The organism is Bartonella taylorii 8TBB (assembly GCF_902825155.1).
Taxonomy (GTDB): domain Bacteria; phylum Pseudomonadota; class Alphaproteobacteria; order Rhizobiales; family Rhizobiaceae; genus Bartonella; species Bartonella taylorii_A.
In genome coordinates, this window is record NZ_CADEAG010000001.1 from 59,359 (window position 1) to 75,822 (window position 16,464).

17 protein-coding genes are annotated in these 16,464 nt (G+C 41.1%); 4 read left to right on the forward strand and 13 right to left on the reverse strand.

Annotation, left to right across the window (positions count from 1 at the left end; genetic code table 11):
• Positions 1-266: 266 nt before the first annotated feature.
• The 5 genes from J7R13_RS00290 to J7R13_RS00310 form a co-directional block, all read right to left on the reverse strand.
• Positions 267-1,040, reverse strand: a complete 774-nt coding sequence (locus J7R13_RS00290) for a lambda exonuclease family protein (RefSeq protein WP_208436956.1) — start codon at positions 1,038-1,040, stop codon at positions 267-269.
• 164 nt (positions 1,041-1,204) lie between these two features.
• Positions 1,205-1,459, reverse strand: coding sequence for a hypothetical protein (locus J7R13_RS00295; RefSeq protein ID WP_208436957.1), 255 nt, complete (start codon positions 1,457-1,459; stop codon positions 1,205-1,207).
• Positions 1,452-1,649: a hypothetical protein gene (locus tag J7R13_RS00300; protein WP_208436958.1), complete on the reverse strand. Its 198-nt coding sequence runs from the start codon at positions 1,647-1,649 to the stop codon at positions 1,452-1,454. Before J7R13_RS00300 ends, J7R13_RS00295 begins: the two co-directional genes overlap by 8 nt.
• A gap of 6 nt (positions 1,650-1,655) precedes the next feature.
• The gene (locus J7R13_RS00305; protein ID WP_208436959.1) at positions 1,656-2,045 is read right to left on the reverse strand and encodes a hypothetical protein; all 390 of its coding nucleotides are present in this window, start codon (positions 2,043-2,045) and stop codon (positions 1,656-1,658) included.
• A gap of 312 nt (positions 2,046-2,357) precedes the next feature.
• Entirely contained in the window at positions 2,358-2,675 is a 318-nt protein-coding gene (locus tag J7R13_RS00310; RefSeq protein WP_208436960.1) for a helix-turn-helix domain-containing protein, read from the reverse strand.
• A gap of 469 nt (positions 2,676-3,144) precedes the next feature.
• Between J7R13_RS00310 and J7R13_RS00315 the strand changes: the two genes are divergently transcribed.
• Complete coding sequence (locus J7R13_RS00315; RefSeq protein ID WP_208436961.1) at positions 3,145-4,251, forward strand: YdaU family protein; 1,107 nt, start codon at positions 3,145-3,147, stop codon at positions 4,249-4,251.
• Between the two features lies 1 nt (position 4,252).
• Positions 4,253-6,151, forward strand: a complete 1,899-nt coding sequence (locus J7R13_RS00320) for a toprim domain-containing protein (RefSeq protein ID WP_208437264.1) — start codon at positions 4,253-4,255, stop codon at positions 6,149-6,151.
• On the opposite strand, the gene J7R13_RS00325 is transcribed toward J7R13_RS00320, so the two are convergent.
• Complete coding sequence (locus J7R13_RS00325) at positions 6,148-6,876, reverse strand: hypothetical protein (RefSeq protein ID WP_208436962.1); 729 nt, start codon at positions 6,874-6,876, stop codon at positions 6,148-6,150. The two genes, J7R13_RS00320 and J7R13_RS00325, sit on opposite strands and share 4 nt — an antisense overlap.
• 279 nt (positions 6,877-7,155) lie before the next feature.
• On the opposite strand from J7R13_RS00325, the gene J7R13_RS00330 reads away from it, so the two are divergent.
• Positions 7,156-7,752 (forward strand): hypothetical protein, encoded by a 597-nt coding sequence (locus J7R13_RS00330; RefSeq protein WP_208436963.1) that lies wholly within the window; start codon positions 7,156-7,158, stop codon positions 7,750-7,752.
• Between the two features lie 1,767 nt (positions 7,753-9,519).
• Positions 9,520-9,870, forward strand: a complete 351-nt coding sequence (locus J7R13_RS00335) for a hypothetical protein (protein WP_208436964.1) — start codon at positions 9,520-9,522, stop codon at positions 9,868-9,870.
• A 675-nt stretch (positions 9,871-10,545) separates the two neighbouring features.
• Here J7R13_RS00335 and J7R13_RS00340 read toward each other — a convergent pair.
• The 7 genes from J7R13_RS00340 to J7R13_RS00370 form a co-directional block, all read right to left on the reverse strand.
• A complete protein-coding gene (locus J7R13_RS00340) occupies positions 10,546-11,160 on the reverse strand; it encodes a DUF6990 domain-containing protein (RefSeq protein WP_246786242.1) in 615 nt (204 codons plus the stop codon).
• Between the two features lie 7 nt (positions 11,161-11,167).
• Positions 11,168-11,503 (reverse strand): hypothetical protein, encoded by a 336-nt coding sequence (locus tag J7R13_RS00345; protein ID WP_208436965.1) that lies wholly within the window; start codon positions 11,501-11,503, stop codon positions 11,168-11,170.
• Positions 11,504-11,507: 4 nt separating this feature from the next.
• Entirely contained in the window at positions 11,508-11,750 is a 243-nt protein-coding gene (locus tag J7R13_RS00350; protein WP_208436966.1) for a hypothetical protein, read from the reverse strand.
• Entirely contained in the window at positions 11,747-11,944 is a 198-nt protein-coding gene (locus J7R13_RS00355) for a hypothetical protein (protein WP_208436967.1), read from the reverse strand. The genes J7R13_RS00350 and J7R13_RS00355 overlap by 4 nt, the downstream gene beginning before the upstream one ends.
• A 690-nt stretch (positions 11,945-12,634) precedes the next feature.
• Positions 12,635-12,919 (reverse strand): hypothetical protein, encoded by a 285-nt coding sequence (locus tag J7R13_RS00360; protein WP_246786243.1) that lies wholly within the window; start codon positions 12,917-12,919, stop codon positions 12,635-12,637.
• A gap of 159 nt (positions 12,920-13,078) precedes the next feature.
• Positions 13,079-14,056 (reverse strand): DUF6990 domain-containing protein, encoded by a 978-nt coding sequence (locus tag J7R13_RS00365; RefSeq protein WP_246786244.1) that lies wholly within the window; start codon positions 14,054-14,056, stop codon positions 13,079-13,081.
• A 256-nt stretch (positions 14,057-14,312) separates the two neighbouring features.
• Positions 14,313-15,563, reverse strand: a complete 1,251-nt coding sequence (locus J7R13_RS00370) for a DUF6990 domain-containing protein (protein WP_208436969.1) — start codon at positions 15,561-15,563, stop codon at positions 14,313-14,315.
• Between the last annotated feature and the right edge of the window lie 901 nt (positions 15,564-16,464).

Here is a 16,464-nt window from a genome sequence, read left to right on the forward strand (position 1 = left end):
ATTTTTACCACCACCATACCTTTCTAGTATTTTCTTAGCACTCTAGCAATACTTGCTTTTATAACATTTCAATAATACCTACTTTCTTAGCATTTTATTAATATTTACTTCCCTAGCATTTTATCAATATTTACTTTTATAGAATTTTATCAATACCTACTTTCATAGAATTTTAGAAATACCTACTTTCCCAGCGCTCTAACAATACTTACTTTCCTAGCATTTTAGCAATACTATTGTTGTGATATTTTTGTATATCTTCAATACTATCCCGCTCCTTGTTTTTTCTTTCTTGTCCTACGGCTTATTCCAGTTTTCCGTCCAAGTTTCGCGCCTGTACTCTTCTCCAACGTCCTCCCAGCTCTTGCTCCTCGTCCCCGATGTACGCGCTCTTCCAGAACATTTTCCATTCTGATACCAAATCCTGTCTCAGCAGACTTAATTTGTTGTACCATAATCTCCAAAGCCTCATTAAAACGGCTAATCTCACTTTCAAGCTTTCGAATATAAACTTCGTCACGATAAGCGCGCTTAATCAGAGGTGGCATATCAGGCCAATAAAGCATCAAATCCACCCATTCACGTTGCGCAATCCATAATCCTCCTTGACATTGTGCTTTATGCTCTTGCGGAAAACTCTTTTGTGTGAAATGAGGGATCAAGATTTCAGGTTTTTTTGTTTTGATTTCCAACAATCCGTTTGTTCCCACAAAAGCATCGGGAGAAAAGCCTTTCCTACGATCATCAGCAAGCACAAATCCTATACATTCAGGCTCTGTGTGCGTGAGTGTTCCATAAAGCTGGCGCGCATTTGGTTCTAATTTTGTTCCTCGTCGCATAGAAAGTGTTGTTCCCTCATCGACGGTTTTTCCCGTGATTCTTTCCCCCGCGAGTTTCATCATCACAGCGTGATATTTTGAAGTTTTTTGCCCTTGTTTTTTTTGCGCCATCACCATTTCAAACAAAGAAGCCGTAATCAAACCATTGCGTGCTTTTTGCCATTGTTCTGTCCCCTGAATACAATCGATAATAATTGGCATGATATTTTATCTCCCCCATTTTTAACACATTGTTTTTGAAGCGCTTTTTTACTTAAGCACCTTCTCTTCCCCTTAAAAACATCTGTTCTTTTGAAAGCACCTATTTTTTGAAATATTTTATCACTGATCAACCTTGACCTTTTTTACAGTTTATGGAAAGCCGTTTAGGCTTGCTCTATAAGACATCCCCCCTCACAACCAATCTCCTCAAAACACCATAACCTCACAAGCCCCAACAGCCACGCCCACACAGCCGCACCGCCCCCCCACACAACCGCACCCCCCACATAGCCCACGCTCACCCATAACTGAAGGACACAGCCCTGAAGCATTTTTCCCCTAGAATCCAACAACCCCAACGAAAAAACGCTTAAAGACTGTGCCCTTTTCTTTATTGACTCATAATCCCTCTCACTCATGCTGTTCCACGACGCAAAAATCATCTCGAAGATATTCTTCCGACAAGTTTTTCGCGGCACACTCTGCAGCCTCTCGCGATATGAAAAGAACTGCGTTGTATTTTTGTGGTTCGAGTCTGATGGTAGTTTTAGTATTTCCAGCGTAGTAAAGTGGAATCCCCTGATAAAAAGTCTTGAGATAGCTGGCCATGATTTTTCACCACCAGTAATCGCTCAAGACATCACAGGGGCGCAAGCGATGTTGCTTTTCATAAGAGCCATAGAGATTATCTTCATAATCGCGTGCAACTTTGTCCTCTAAACAAGCATGGTATGCATCACTATTAAGAATAAATGGCTGGACTTGTGTATCTTGTTCATCGATTTCATGATTTGCGATGTAGAAATCAGCGAGTTGTTCACTCACATCCTCCGCATGAAGTGTGGTAAGATCAAGACGTAAAAGTCTGTGAACAGTTTCATATTCTTCGATAATCTCGAGCACTTCTTCGATTTGGTCGAGTGGTCCCTCATAAGCATCACTCTTTTCTTCTTCACAAAGAACAATGAGAATTTCATCCTCTTTAACGAATGGAATATTTTTCATAATTTCCCCCCTTTCGATAGTTGATAAAGCACAGCTTTGTCTTGACAAGGCTGAATATACTATTAGTCTTATATCCTCTATGGGAGATATGTCAAATATTTTATCCTCAATAAAAGATACATTTTTAGTCTTTACGACGTCCAAACGGCACACATGAAGAAAACCTTGTCCTATTTCATTCACCCCATGCCTTTGTGTTGTTCTCTATTTGTTCTTAATCAACACAATCACAAACAGACAGGAGAGCTAAAATGAGTGATTTAGAATTGATAAAATACTGGTGCACTCTTGATAAAGAAACACAAAAAGAGTTTATTCTGATGCTTCGCCAGTTGGTCGCCGCAAGAGAGTCAAGATCGCCTGTCTTTCCTCAGGAGAAAGCTTTGAAATAAGATCTATAAATTCTTTATCTTCAAAACTGGCACCTTCCCCATAAAGGATATAATTCATACTGATATTAATTTCATGACAAATCCGCGCGAGTGACTCAATTGTTGGCTCTTTCCCTTCAGCGAGAATGGAATGGAGGTACCCTGCTCCTTTTCCGGCTGCGAGAGAAATAGATCGCTTTGACCGTCCACTTTTTTCAAATGCTGCATTCAATCTTTGACGCCAACCATCAATATTCATAGTTTCACCATATAGCGCGTCTTTAAAGAAAGACACGTCCTTTTGCAAAATGGACTTGATTTATCCTCTAAAAAGGATAAAATTAAGTAAACAAATTTTACTTTTTTGGGGAGGCAAAAGCATATTTTCGAGTCACAAAAACCATTCACCACCTCAAAGAATGCAAAAAGGGCTTTCGAAAGCGTCCCCCCGAAAGCCCATACGTTTAGAAATATTGTTCTATTTATCCTTTGTCATCGACATAATCTCAAACTGTAAGGTTGCACGCACTGAAAGCACGTCCAATCATTGATTAAACTTCAAAAAACAACCTAAAGCGCCATCAACGAACAAAACAAACTGCAACAAAGCCGAACCAGTTTGACTCAAGCGTCTCAACTTCAATCAAATTTCAATGCATGCATAAAGATACTGTTCTCGGTTTTATTGTGAAGTGAAATGTATAAAAAAGAAGAAAGTAGATTGAAACATGAAATACGCCAATCAACAAGAAACTCCTTGCTATGAATCGTCTAGGCTTCCTTATGTTTGTTGGTATCAGAATGATTTTCTAGGGGGAGTTCGTGGAATGCGTGCACACGAAATTGGAATCTATACGATTCTTCTCAACGAAATGTACGCCCGCGGTCGTCCTTTAGAGTTATCGGTAGAACGTTTAGCGCGTCTTTGCGGTTGTGACAAGCGAACTTTCACGAATGTTTTAGAAATGCTGATAGAAGAAGGAAAGATTTTAAATTTAGCGGGTGGTTTATGGAATAAGCGGTGTGAAAATGTGTTTCAAGAGCGAGCAAAATTGCTTGAACAAAAATCCTTTGCGGGGCGTTCTTCAGCAAAAAAACGCAAAGAAATCAATGCTGAGATTCAACAACTGCGCAACGAAAGTGCAAGAGATGATAAACAAAACTTAGAAGCTCAGAAGGAAGAAGAAAAGGAAACACCTAACGGTGTTTCAGAAAAGCACTTTTTTTCTTTTTCTGCAACAAAGGAGGAGTGTGCGCGAGGAGAGATATTTACACAGCTTTCTTCTCCACTCCCATCCACAAAACCTTCTCCACTCCCGCCACCACAACGAGATGTCACGAAGAACCCTGCTCACTCTAGCAGCAAAGCAGACAACCCTTTTGCTGCTAACGAGAGTGGAGAGATCCTACAAAACGCTAGCAAGAAAGCTAAGAGCCTTCTCGCCACACCAGAAAACACAAAAATCACCCCAAAGACACGCAGCAAAACCAAGAGCGACGAAACAACAATATCCAAAGGCGCAATCCCCAAAGGGCACCGACTTCCAAGCGATTGGCAAGCAGATATCAACGCGGCGATCTCAGAAGGTTTGAATGAAGAACAAGCCCGTTGGCAAGAAAAAAAATTTCGTGATTATTGGCATGCAAAAAGTGGCAAAGAAGCGCTTAAAGTCGATTGGCAAGCCACATGGCGCAACTGGTTTCGCCGAGAAATTGAGCGGATAAAGGAACAGCAGGAAAAACTTGCGACTTTTTCCGCTCATCCCTCTCTCACACCACAAAGCAGCAACGACGAAACTCTCTACCGCACGCTTATCAACTACCGTATATCTTAACATGAGCACGATTTTTGAGATAAAACAGCAGCTTATCGCACAAGCAGGTGCAATAGCAGAAATGCTACTTCCACAAGGGCACAAACGCGGCAACGATTGGATTATAGGCAACACGCGTGGTGAAGCGGGAAAAAGTTTATCGGTATGCTTAAGCGGAGAAAAAGCAGGGCTTTGGTATGATTTCGCAGAAGGAAAAGGAGGTGATCTTTTAGACCTATGGTGTGAAGTCAAAGGGATCAGCCTTTCTCAAGCGCTAGAAGAAGCCCGTGCCACTCTCAATCTGACGCGTCCAAAACCCTTTATGGCCCCTCGTCATTCTTATCGGCGCCCCCCCCTTCCCACAGGTAGCACACCACAGAATTTGGTAAAAACCTATCTCCACAAAGAACGCCATATCCCCCTTGAGATTTTAAAGCGTTACCGCATAGGAGAAGATGGAGAAAAAATCATCTTTCCCTTTTATAAACCCGACGGCACCCTTGCCCTCGTAAAAGAACGACGAGCACAAGCGGGAGCAAAACCAAAACCTACAGCAGCACAATGCGAACCGATTTTGTTCGGCTGGCAAGCTCTTTGCCCTACAAACCACGCACCCACCGCCACAAACCACGCACCTACCACCACAAACCACACACCCACCGCCACAAACCACGCATCCACTACCACACAACACGCTTTTTTTTCGACAAATCGTACAATTGTCATCACTGAAGGAGAAATTGATGCACTTTCCTTAGCTGCCTATGGATATCCAGCACTTTCCGTACCGTTTGGAGGGGGAAGCGGGGGCAAACACAACTGGATTGAAAATGAATTTGATCATTTAGAACCTTTTGAAACCATTTTTTTAGCCACCGATATGGACAAACCAGGTGAAGAAGCAGCACGTGAAATTGCCAGCAGGCTTGGCCGTCACCGCTGCTACCGTGTCCACTTACCCCGCAAAGATGCGAATGACTGTTTAACCGCTGGAATTGATGCAGACACCATAAAAGCAGCCTTTTTGTCAGCGAAAAGCTTTACACCAGAAGGATTACGGCATGCCTCAGACTATAAAGATCAAGTCATAAGGCTGTTTTGGCCAGAACCTGAACAGCATCTTGGTTACACGGTCCCCTATCCTAAACTCAACGGCAAACTGTATTTCCGCCCCGCAGAATTAACACTATGGAGCGGCGCAAGTGGTGCTGGAAAAAGCCAACTGTTATCAGACTGTATTCCCCATTGGATCTCTCAAAAGAGCCGCCTTTGTTTAGCCTCACTGGAAATGAAAGGAGAACAATCGCTGCGCCGTTTAACAAAACAAACGGGAGGCTTAGAACACCCCACAAGAGAGATGATTGAGCGGATACTTCATTTTTTAGATGATGGGCTGATTCTTTATGAACATGTTGGCAAATCGAGCGTAGACACATTGCTGGATGTCTTCGACTATTGCCGCGCACGCTATGGCTGCGATCAATTTATTATCGACAGTCTCATGCGCCTTGGCATCTCTTCAGATGACTATGCCGGACAAGAACAAGCAGTTTATAAAATGGTTGATTGGGCTGTTTTAAACGCAGTACACATTCATCTTGTTGCCCATGCACGCAAAGGTGGTTTGGATAAAGATATCCCCGGTACAGAAGATATTAAAGGCGCCTCAGAAATTGGTGCAAATGCCTTTAACATCATCACCATTTGGCGCAATCGCTCATTAGAAGATAAAATTTTTGCCGCATCCCTCAAGCAAGAAAAAGTGGAGTTAGCCAAACGTCCCGGTGTGATTATGAATATCGCCAAGCAACGTTCAGGTGATTTTGAAGGAAAAATCGGTCTTTGGTTTGATCCACAAACCTATCGCTATCGCTGTTCCTCTGAACGCCCATTAACGCCAAGGCGTTATCTTGAACGCTAAACCCAAAACACCACCCTCTCGAAGAACGCTTTCCCTACCACACGAGCACACCTTGCTCCATGATAAATAAAAGGAGAGGTAAATCCAAAAATCAAGCAAAACACCCATCCATTCGAAAACCAAAGCCAGTCCACCCCAAGACGCTGCGCTCCCCCATAAGCAAAAGCAAAGACAGCACCCACAATGCAGGAAAACACCAACCCATTTAAAAGCCACAACGACCTCCGCAAGACCGAATCGCCTCGCTCCCGCATAAGGAAACCCCGCATAAGGTAACCCAAGAGCAACTTCAACAATATAGCCAAAGCCAGCCCTATCAAGAAAATCCCCGTAAGACCAATGCTCCTTACTTCCCCATAAGCAAGCCAAAGGACAACACCCACAAAGCAGCAAAACGCCAATGCCTTCAAGAATAAATCCCACGTAACCCCAAGGCACTTCGCTCCCACGTGACTAACGACAAGGACAGCGCCAAGGACAATACCTATCATGCAGGAGAACACCCATCCATTCGAAAACCAAAGCCAGTCCACCCCAAGATGTCCCCCTTCCGCATAAACAAAACGAAAGAAATCGATAAACATGAAAGTATACCCCATCCCCATCCAGAACTTCCACCATGTAACGCCCAACCGCCTCATTCCCATGTAAATCAAAGCAAAGATAAGGCCCACAATGCAGAAAAACGCCAACCACGGCAAAAACACATCCCACATAACAGCCATATTCCCCGCTCCTTCATAAACAAAAACCAAAAACAACACCCACAATGCAACAAAACCCCACCGCCTTCAAGAACAACACATCACCAGAACATCAACGCCACCGCTCCCAATCACCGACATTCAAGCAAACGGCCACTAAAGCAAACCACCCCCATTCCCAAGCCTGTCCTCAAGGAAATACCCAGCAAAGCTTCCCCCCTCAAACACCCAGACCAATTTACATCCGATTTTTTTTAAAACAGAAAACCAAACGACAATTTTTAAAGGAGAAAAAATGATATGAAAGATCAAGAGACAAGAAAAAATAAAGAGGACCCAAAAAACAAGACACAAACTTTCCCTCTCTCCCACCAAGATAAAGAGAAACAGCACATTGGCCACTTAAAAACGCAAGAATTTACTATTGAAACGAGTAATCCTTATTTTCAACCAACCCATCCAGAAAGCTCCAGTAACCCGCGCACCATCAAAGCCATTGCCAATGCACAAAGCCGTCCTATCGCACTTTTATACGCAAAAGGGCATCTCAGCAAAGCACAATATAAAGCAGCAGAACGCTTTTATGTTTACTGGCGTCAAAGTCAGGCAGATCTCCACATGAGTCCTGACTACGCACGTGAAAAGGTTGAGAACAGCCAAGGTTACACACACCCCATTGAACGTCAAATAGAAGCATCCAACCATTTAAAAACAATCAAGGTCGACCTCGGTGTTCTTGGCTATTCGCTTGTAGAAAAGGTTGTTGGTTACGGTCAAGCAATCAAAGAGTTAAACGCCTCAAAACGCAAACAAAATTCCCTCGCGGATCATTTACGAGATTGTTTAGACTTGTTAGCATTTCATTGGGGATATGCAAACCGTAGGGACTCTCAATAATCTCTCACTTCCCATAACAGGACAGCAGATTGAGGCATCACACAACGAACCAAACAGCCAATGAAACAGTGCAAAACACAAAAACAAATCGGAAGGACCGTCCGAAACACCACAAGCCTATGTCATTGAGCACCACCGTCATTAGGAAACGGCTTCATGAGCAACCTCCTCTACCGGAGCGCATCTCATCGGCACCATCCCACCAATCTCCATCACACCAGCAACAGCTTCCTTCAGTGTCCTTTCTCCACAAACATCTACGCCATTGGCAAAGCTTCACAAAAAACCATTCCCACCGACAATGAATCATGTGATCTCATTTTCACAAAATTATATCTTTCTTCTTGAAAAGAGATGAAAGGGTGTGTGCCTATACCATCTAGCCTTGTAGAAAGCAGAGTTTTTTATCAACGAACATCCTCCACTGACACACCCACCACCAACAACACTCACCCCCACAAACAATCTACTTCGCGGGAAATACTCTTCCTGAAAGGACTTTGGCTCTTATAAAAATTTGTAGTTTTTAAGATTTTTATCTGTTTAAAACTTCATTCAGTAAAGAGATGGGCATAACTCTTATTATTTTTCATGCATACACAGATTTTCATACTGATTTTTCTTCTCAAAACTCTATTTTGCAAAGAATAAAAGATTTTTTATAACAATGTCATAGTGTCTACAACCCTTTAAGACAGGATAATAAACCACACTTTGAATTAAAGTGATGTGTTTAAGAGTATATATCACTGTATAATTTGGTAATAAGATAACAGTTATTAAGCCATTTATCCGCCGTATACTGTTTCAATATGTTTATTTTTGAAACACAAGCCTTTTATAGAAACATACCTTATAAAGTTTGTGTAAACAAAATAAAATCAAAAAAAGACCATAAAGAAGACCATAATATCCCAATCACTATAGATTTTTTATCTTCTTTTGCTATTATGCTGACCTGCTAATTATCTTAGCATACAATCACTCCAAATATTGAAAATGCAAGATGAATATTCATAGAAAGTGCAACAACCCGTCGATATAGGATAAAAAAAACACAAATTCATTTAGCTATCTTTATTTTCCCATGGAACACACTCCCACCCTTAAGGAGTGTGTCCCAGCCTTCACGGGACACACTCCCACCCTTGAGGAGTACATCCCAAGCCCTCACGGGACACACTCCCACCCTTGAGGAGTACATCCCAAGCCCTCACGGGATGCACTCCACCCTCAAAGGAGTACATCCCAAGCCCTCACGGGATGCACTCCACCCTCAAAGGAGTACATCCCAAGCCCTCACGGGATACACTCCACCCTCAAAGGAGTGTATCCCACAACCCTCACGGGACACACCCCACCTCAAAGGAGTGTATCCCAACCCTCACGGGATACACCCCACCTCAAAGGAGTGTATCCCAACCCTCACGGGATACACCCCAATCTTCATAGGACATTCTCAGCTTTTATAGGCACTTCATTCTTACAAGCCCTTCTGTCGTGGTATAAAAAAGAAGCTTACCAGCAGCTACTTTGTCATTGATTTCTCTATAACTATATGTATGGACCCCTCAAACTTCATAAAACATTTATTAAAATAGATTCTGAAAGAATTAATTGAGGCAAATAAGGGTAGATTTTGTCAAATTATAGACAAAATATATTCTTTTTTGTGATTGTTGCATTTTTACTATAGTTATTTAAATGGATTTTATATATGATCCGTTCTGATATTTATTTTCAAAATAAATACTTAGGAGAAAAACTATGAATATCAGATATTTTTTTATAGCAAGTGCAGTAACAAGTGGTTTAGCTCTTGCAATCCAATCATCTGATAGTATAGCCAATAAACAACCCTCTCCTATTGTTGCTTCTTATACTGTTTATGAAACTGATTCACAGCTTCTTAAACCTGTAAGTAACACATCGGATACATTGAATATACTAGAAGTGCAAAGTAATGATGAAACACAAACAGAAGATACGGAAGCTTTATACCAAAAAGGTACAGAACTTTTGTCGCAACTCAGTGAATTCTTACGTACTCTTTTCATGCTTTGCATACAAGCATTTCTTGCAGGATCAGGGGGAGATACAGCATCTAGCAGTTCTTAAAGAAAAATCCTACGCATTTTGATGTATTACACAGATAAATATTGAGCAGCCCCCATAAAATGGGGGCTTTAATTGTATTTTTCTTTTTTTCAACGATGATATTGTTTTGTGCTCTATAACATTTTTGTTTTCGCTTAACGTTCTTGTCCTCCTAGAGAGCTTAGATTCTTAACCACCACCAATCCTCACAAAATTGGTTTCACCCGAGCGCTCCCCTGCCGATCGCCTGTTTCTTGATCACTTGTGCGACTCACTTCATAAGCACACGCTCACCGGTCGAGCCCTATCCTGAACAGTTGGTTCAGCTTTATTCTTATCCGAAAGGAGAGGGAATCAAGCACAGACAAGATTTTTTAAGACAAAATAAAGGGTCCTCCCCTCACCATCGCGAAGAACCCTATTTTACACAGTATGACAGATAAGAATCATTTTTCCCAAAAACAAAACAACAGCAAACACAAATCTTTTCTTCAACGATGAGAGAACAGTGAATTTGGTATTGATTATTTTATGTGACTTTTTTTTAGGCCTTGATTGAGGTTATTTTGAGTCCCTTTTCTTTTAAAATCTGCCTGTGATTCTTTATTTTCCTTAAAAATTTTGGAAAAGCCCTTCATCTCGTAGAAAGGGATCCCTTTCTCAACGCCCCTTTTCTCAAAAATGTGTTGATCTCAACTAATCAATGCTTACATCGATAACCTGTAATTTTCCATCCTTAAGAGTGACAATATCGGGACAGTACTTCCTCCCTCCAGCGTTAAACATCACTGCCTCATCACATACAATGGCTCCTTGTTCCTTTAATTGCTGTTTTTTCCATTCGACTCCTTCCCTATGCAAAGCTCTTTTTTCATTGCACAAGTTAGGGTCTCTGACTCTAAAATACCGATAATGATTCACTTTCATGGATAATTTCTCTGCAACCCGTTCAAGTACAGCATAACTGGGCTGCTCTGTTTTGGTCACCTCTTCTGCCATCAGCAAAGCACGTTCAAGATGGCTTTCGTCAAGAGTTGCAGATTCGGTACCTGCATCAAAGCCTAGATGATCTCCTGCTGCAAAACTCCTTTGATAAGAGCGTAAAGTCTCAACATCGCCAAGCAAAGCAAGAGCGCCAAGATGCAGCAAAGCGTAAGGTGCTCCAATGGTTTCCTCTGTCGACCAAGCTATAGTATCCTTTTCTAAAGGTGGAGCGCTATATTGAGAGCGAAGCATTTCACGAAGACCAAAATCCCCCTTCGCCCACTGTAAAGCTTCATCAAGCGCCCGCTTTAAACGATTCTTTGTCACTCTCTCTTCAAAAATTTCCAGTCCTTATAGCCACAAACGTCAGATGCACCGCTGGCAAAGCTAGAGAATTATAAGGATTAATAGTCTGGCAAGCAGCAGCAAAAATACCAGTCATAATTAAAAGCCCACAATCAAATTTTAGGCAATTTTTACTGACTTCGTCATGAATGAGAAATTGCACTTCGCGATCTGGCAAGAAGATAGTGGCCAAATAATCCCCTTTTCCATCAATTTCAATCGACCACCCCAAGCTCTTTAAAAGCGCTGTTGCGCTTTCCATAGTCAGAATTTCATCATCCTCATAAATTTCATAGAGCTCGTCTTGCTTTTTCTTCTCAGACATCTGCTTAATCCCCTTCTACTGAATCTCTGCCTGCTTTATCTCCATCACCTTCATTTGTTTTTATCCCTCCATCTGCTTGATCACTCTCTCTTCCTCGATAATTTCTCATACGCTGTATGAGGTTCTTGTCCGGCACTCTTTTTCGCTCTTTTCTTAACTGAAAGTACATTCTCGCCTGCTTGAATCCAGAATAATAAAGTGCCACAATGCGTACGGTAAAAACAGAAACCAAAAACGTTACGATCACAAGCCCCATGGTAAATAACTGTATAAGGTAATTGTTTGTTTTTCCCTATCGCCCTTTTTATCCAGATCATTTTGATAACAAGGTGTTTCATCTTGCTGCCGAATGACTTCTTGCAATTTTGCGATATTTTTTTCTACAACAGCAAAAAGAGTCCGTAGTGCAGCAACAGAACCGGTATAAAAGCAATAACACACACACCACGATGACTTCGAATAGCACAAAGACAGAAAAAAGCGTAGTATCCTGCGCCACAGTTACTTTCTACTTTGCCAAAATTGGTATAGAAAGAACCCTTCTGCCCATCTCAATGATAAAAGAGAGGCAACAGATCACGATCTCATCTCTTCTTGAAAAAAAACACCTGTTCAGACAGAAAAACGCGCAGCGCTTTCTCAACTGCCCACTTCTTCCCCTTCATTTGCTCCTCTCTTAACGCATGAGAACGCATTTAACGACCGCTCAAGTGTATGCGCATTCTTTCATTGCTTTATTTGTTGCTGGAATTACCTTATTGCACACTTTCGCATAGTGAATAAACGCCACAACTGTTTCTTTAACAAAACATCAAGGGATACCCTCAAAAAGAAGCAACCCCTTTCTAGGCTCTGTCTCTCTTCTCTGTGTCCCACTTTTCTCTCCCTCTCTTGTTCTTTCTTTTTTGTTCTCACAACACAGGCAAACACAGCGCACAACTTTGCACCGCTTTGCTTCATTATCCTGTCGCCTTACAGGAGACTCTCAAATGCTTGATAAAAGAAAATAAGACGCCACGGTGATCATATTGCCTAAAATGGCAAATACCCATGACACTGAAAGATAAACCCAAACGATATGGCAAGAAAGAACGCAGACTGCCTCAGCATCTATCCTCTAACCAATTTATCTTATGCTTCAGGTGTTTTTTCTAATTTCTGTTTTGTTTTTTTCAACTTACGCTCTTGAGCACTACTGAATGCCCAAAGGATAGACAAAGATGTGAAAAGAGAGACCCAGATAAAAACCGGTAAAAGAAAGATAAGATAACCCACACCATCCCATCTTTCCCACTGAACCAACTCTCTTAAAGGCTTAGCACAAACAGGAAATTCCAAAGCCATCATGGTAAGAAATGTGCAAAACAGGATAGAAAAGCTACGCGATAGCATTTTATATTTTTTCAATAAAAACATCACAAATTCTCTGCACGAAAGAGAACACGCTTCTTTTTCAAACAATGAAATTGTTTCCCCTTCATTTTTCCCTTTTTTATTTTTTATTTTCGTTAACTTTTTGGGCTGTTGTTAATGTTATATAAAGGAGTTCTTTGTTTCTTTCAACAATTGATTACTTTAAACCCCAGTTTTTATATCCATAAACTTTAGCGCACCATCCTTGATATAAAGAATATCATGGCAATAATTTTCCTCATCAACTTGGCACATCATTTCCTCTTCATAAACAATGAAGCCCTGTTTCCTTAATTGTTGTTTTTTCTCTTCCACTAATTTTTTATGGGAGTCTCTCTTTCTATTGCATAACTGCGGGTCTCTGCTTCTGAAATACTGATAACTTTCCACTGTATCTTGAGGAAACAAATCCACTGCAACCCGCTCAAGCAAATCATAACTGAGCTGCTTTGCCTTTACACATTCTTGAGCCAACACCACAGCACGCTCAAGATGAATTTCTTTGATGTTTATATCGAAGAGACCTTCCTCAAAGCCAAGTCGATTGCCTTGTGCAAAGCTTTTGCTGTAAGATTTCAAGGTCTCAACATCGCCAAGCAAGGCAAGAGCCGAAAGATGCCGCAAATCATAAGAGACCAACTTGGATTCCTCCTTTACCAAAAATAACGTGTCCTTTTCCCAAGGTGAAGTACCACAATGAGCGTGAATCTTTTCACGCAGATCAACAGTTTTCATAGCCTTTTCTAAAGCTTTCTCAAGCGCCTGCTTTAAGCGCCCCACAGAGACCCTTTCTTGAAAAATTTCCAGTCCTTTTGCATTAAAATCCAGTTGTAAACCTGGCAAACTTTTAGAATTATAAGGATGAAGAGTTTCGCAAGCAGCAGCAAGAATGACGCTTGTGACCACAATTCCACAATCAAATTGGGGGGAATCCTTCACTTTCTCATCATTATAAAGAAATTGCACTTCACGATCTGGTAAAAAATAAGTTGCCAAATGATCCCCTTTTCCCTCAATTTCCACCGACCACCCTAGACTTTTCAACAGTGCTGTTGCACTTTCCATAGTAAGAATTTCGTCATCATCATAATCTACACAAGGCTCTTCTTGCTGTTTTTGTACACCTGTGTGCTGCAGCATGACTTCTTCTTTACACATTTGCTGAACCGCTGGTTCGTCCTTCCATGACCTCTCCAGAAGTGTGTTATGTCTAAGCACGCGTTTCAGTTCTTTTCTGACTTGGTAAAACATCCTAGCCCGCTTGAATATAGAACAACAAAGTGCAAAAAATACAATGATTATGAAACCCGTAGGAAGCGCTATTAAATAGATTGTTACTATCATTGTTAGTAAAGAATTAATGTCCATTTTCCCCTCACCCTTTATACGGGTTGTCTTATAGACGGCTTATGTTATGCCATCTGAAGATTGCTTCATCGAGTTTCTGGATATTTTTTTCCAACAAATATCCCAAGAAGACCTGAATCCCCCACATAACTGGGATTAAAATGAGAGCGTATATCATTATCAGTAACTGCACTCCAATAACAGTAGCAAAAAAATCTTTATGCCCCTCTAAGAAGAGTGGTATACCAAGGACTGTACTCCCCACCAGAATGATGACAACAAGAGAACAGATGACTTTATAAGTTTTCGCTGAAAGAAATGCCTCTTCAAACAAGAAAGAGCGTGGTTTTCTATACAACTCTTTCTCAAACCGTTCAAGCAAGTCATAACTGAGATGCTTTGTCTTAGCACTTTCTTTGGCCAACACCACAGCATGCTCAAGATGAATTTCTTTGATGTTTGTATCGAAGAGACCTTCCTCAAAGCCACGTCGACGGCCTTGTGCAAAACTTTTTCTATAAGAGAGTAAAGTCTCAACATCACCAAGCAACGCCAGAGCTCCAAGATGAAGCAAAGCAGTATGCCCTCTTTTAGTCTCATCCCTTTCCCAAGGTGGAGTACCATATTGGGCACGAAGTACTTTACGAAGATCAACAGCTTTCATTGCCCATTTTAAAGCTTCATCAAGCGCCTGCTTTAAATGCCCCACACGCACCCTTTCCTCAAAAATTTCAAGTCTCTTAGCCTCAAAATTCAGTTCTAGATCTGGTAAAGTTTCAGAATTTCTAGGGTCAAGTATCTGGCAAGCAGCAGCAAGAATGCCGCTTGTGACCACAAGTCCGCAATCAAATTGGGGAAAATCCTTCACTTTCTTATCATTATAAAGAAATTGCACTTCACGATCCGGTAAATGATAGGTCGCAAGATGATCACCTCCTCCTTCAATTTCCACCGACCACCCTAGACTTTTCAACAGTGCTGTTGCGCTTTCCATAGTGAGAATTTCGTCATCATCATAATCTACACAAGGCTCTTCTTGCTGTTTTTGTACACCTGTGTGCTGCAGCATGACTTCTTCTTTACACATTTGCTGAACCGCTGGTTCGTCCTTCCATGACCTCTCCAGAAGTGTGTTATTATGTCTAAGCACGAGGCGCAGTTCTTTTTTTAACTGGCAATACAATCTCCAACGCTTGAATAAAGAGTAATACAGCGCAAGAATGAACATGCTAATGAGAACGAACACAACCTCTCCAAACAATTCCGCTCCAAGAATTAACCCTATAACATCACTGCGCATTTTCCCCTCATTTCTCTTTAGACGTCTCGTCTCGTAGAAATTTGTCTCGTTTGCAGATTACTTCTTCCAATTGTTGAATGGTTTTTTTCAACTTACACGTCACGATGATGCGAAGCACCAACATAACGGGTATGAAGACCAGAATACACAACCATATAACTTCCTGTAATATATAGAGAACAGAAAGAATGACTTTTTGCCACTCTGCCGGCTCCCAATCTAAAAAGATTGAGAAAATAAAAGCCGCTCTACACAGCATCAAGATGACAGAGATGTAAAAGATGACTCTATAATTTTTCGCTGAAAGAAACGCCTTTTCGAATGAAAAAGGGTGCGGTTCTTCATCAAGCGTTGAATTTTTCCCCTTCATTTGCCCTCATTTTTTTCATTTTCTTTAATTTTTTAAGCTTTTCTTAACCTTGTATAAAAAAACTCTTTGTTTTTCTTAACAACTGATTGCTTTCAATAAACCTTTATATTCATAAAATTTAACGCATCATCTTTTATGGTAAAAACGTACAATGACATTTGTGTGGATGTACGGGATAAGAATACGACTCCGAGAATAGCGAAGCTATTTATTGAATAGAACCATAAGAGTACATATTTTCCTTTTCTCTGACGTTCTATAGACAAATGGTTTTGTCTTGTTGTTTCGCTTCTTCTCTCAATTGCTGAATAATTTTTTCAATTTACGCTCCTGTGTAAAAGAGAGGTAAAAGGACAAGAAGACATGCCCAAAACAAAATGAGTCATAGCAACATCACGTAACCAACCACATTCCACGAAACGAGCCCGCCTTTTTTCTCCCGCCTTTTTCCCCCAATTTTTCGCAATGCATCAACACTGTAAGAAATTTTAAATGCAGAGGAATTTTCATACATCGCTATGATCAAGCGAA

What these genes read in the sequence shown, in the direction of transcription:
- J7R13_RS00295 (WP_208436957.1), bottom strand. Translation starts at nt 1,459, where the DNA reads ATGAGTGAGAGGGATTATGAGTCAATAAAGAAAAGGGCACAGTCTTTA.
- J7R13_RS00300 (WP_208436958.1), bottom strand. Translation starts at nt 1,649, where the DNA reads ATGGCCAGCTATCTCAAGACTTTTTATCAGGGGATTCCACTTTACTAC.
- J7R13_RS00305 (WP_208436959.1), bottom strand. Translation starts at nt 2,045, where the DNA reads ATGAAAAATATTCCATTCGTTAAAGAGGATGAAATTCTCATTGTTCTT.
- J7R13_RS00335 (WP_208436964.1), top strand. Translation starts at nt 9,520, where the DNA reads ATGAATATCAGATATTTTTTTATAGCAAGTGCAGTAACAAGTGGTTTA.
- J7R13_RS00325 (WP_208436962.1), bottom strand. Translation starts at nt 6,876, where the DNA reads ATGGCTGTTATGTGGGATGTGTTTTTGCCGTGGTTGGCGTTTTTCTGC.
- J7R13_RS00320 (WP_208437264.1), top strand. Translation starts at nt 4,253, where the DNA reads ATGAGCACGATTTTTGAGATAAAACAGCAGCTTATCGCACAAGCAGGT.
- J7R13_RS00310 (WP_208436960.1), bottom strand. Translation starts at nt 2,675, where the DNA reads ATGAATATTGATGGTTGGCGTCAAAGATTGAATGCAGCATTTGAAAAA.
- J7R13_RS00360 (WP_246786243.1), bottom strand. Translation starts at nt 12,919, where the DNA reads ATGTTTTTATTGAAAAAATATAAAATGCTATCGCGTAGCTTTTCTATC.
- J7R13_RS00290 (WP_208436956.1), bottom strand. Translation starts at nt 1,040, where the DNA reads ATGCCAATTATTATCGATTGTATTCAGGGGACAGAACAATGGCAAAAA.
- J7R13_RS00370 (WP_208436969.1), bottom strand. Translation starts at nt 15,563, where the DNA reads ATGCGCAGTGATGTTATAGGGTTAATTCTTGGAGCGGAATTGTTTGGA.
- J7R13_RS00365 (WP_246786244.1), bottom strand. Translation starts at nt 14,056, where the DNA reads ATGCTGCAGCACACAGGTGTACAAAAACAGCAAGAAGAGCCTTGTGTA.
- J7R13_RS00345 (WP_208436965.1), bottom strand. Translation starts at nt 11,503, where the DNA reads ATGTCTGAGAAGAAAAAGCAAGACGAGCTCTATGAAATTTATGAGGAT.
- J7R13_RS00330 (WP_208436963.1), top strand. Translation starts at nt 7,156, where the DNA reads ATGAAAGATCAAGAGACAAGAAAAAATAAAGAGGACCCAAAAAACAAG.
- J7R13_RS00315 (WP_208436961.1), top strand. Translation starts at nt 3,145, where the DNA reads ATGAAATACGCCAATCAACAAGAAACTCCTTGCTATGAATCGTCTAGG.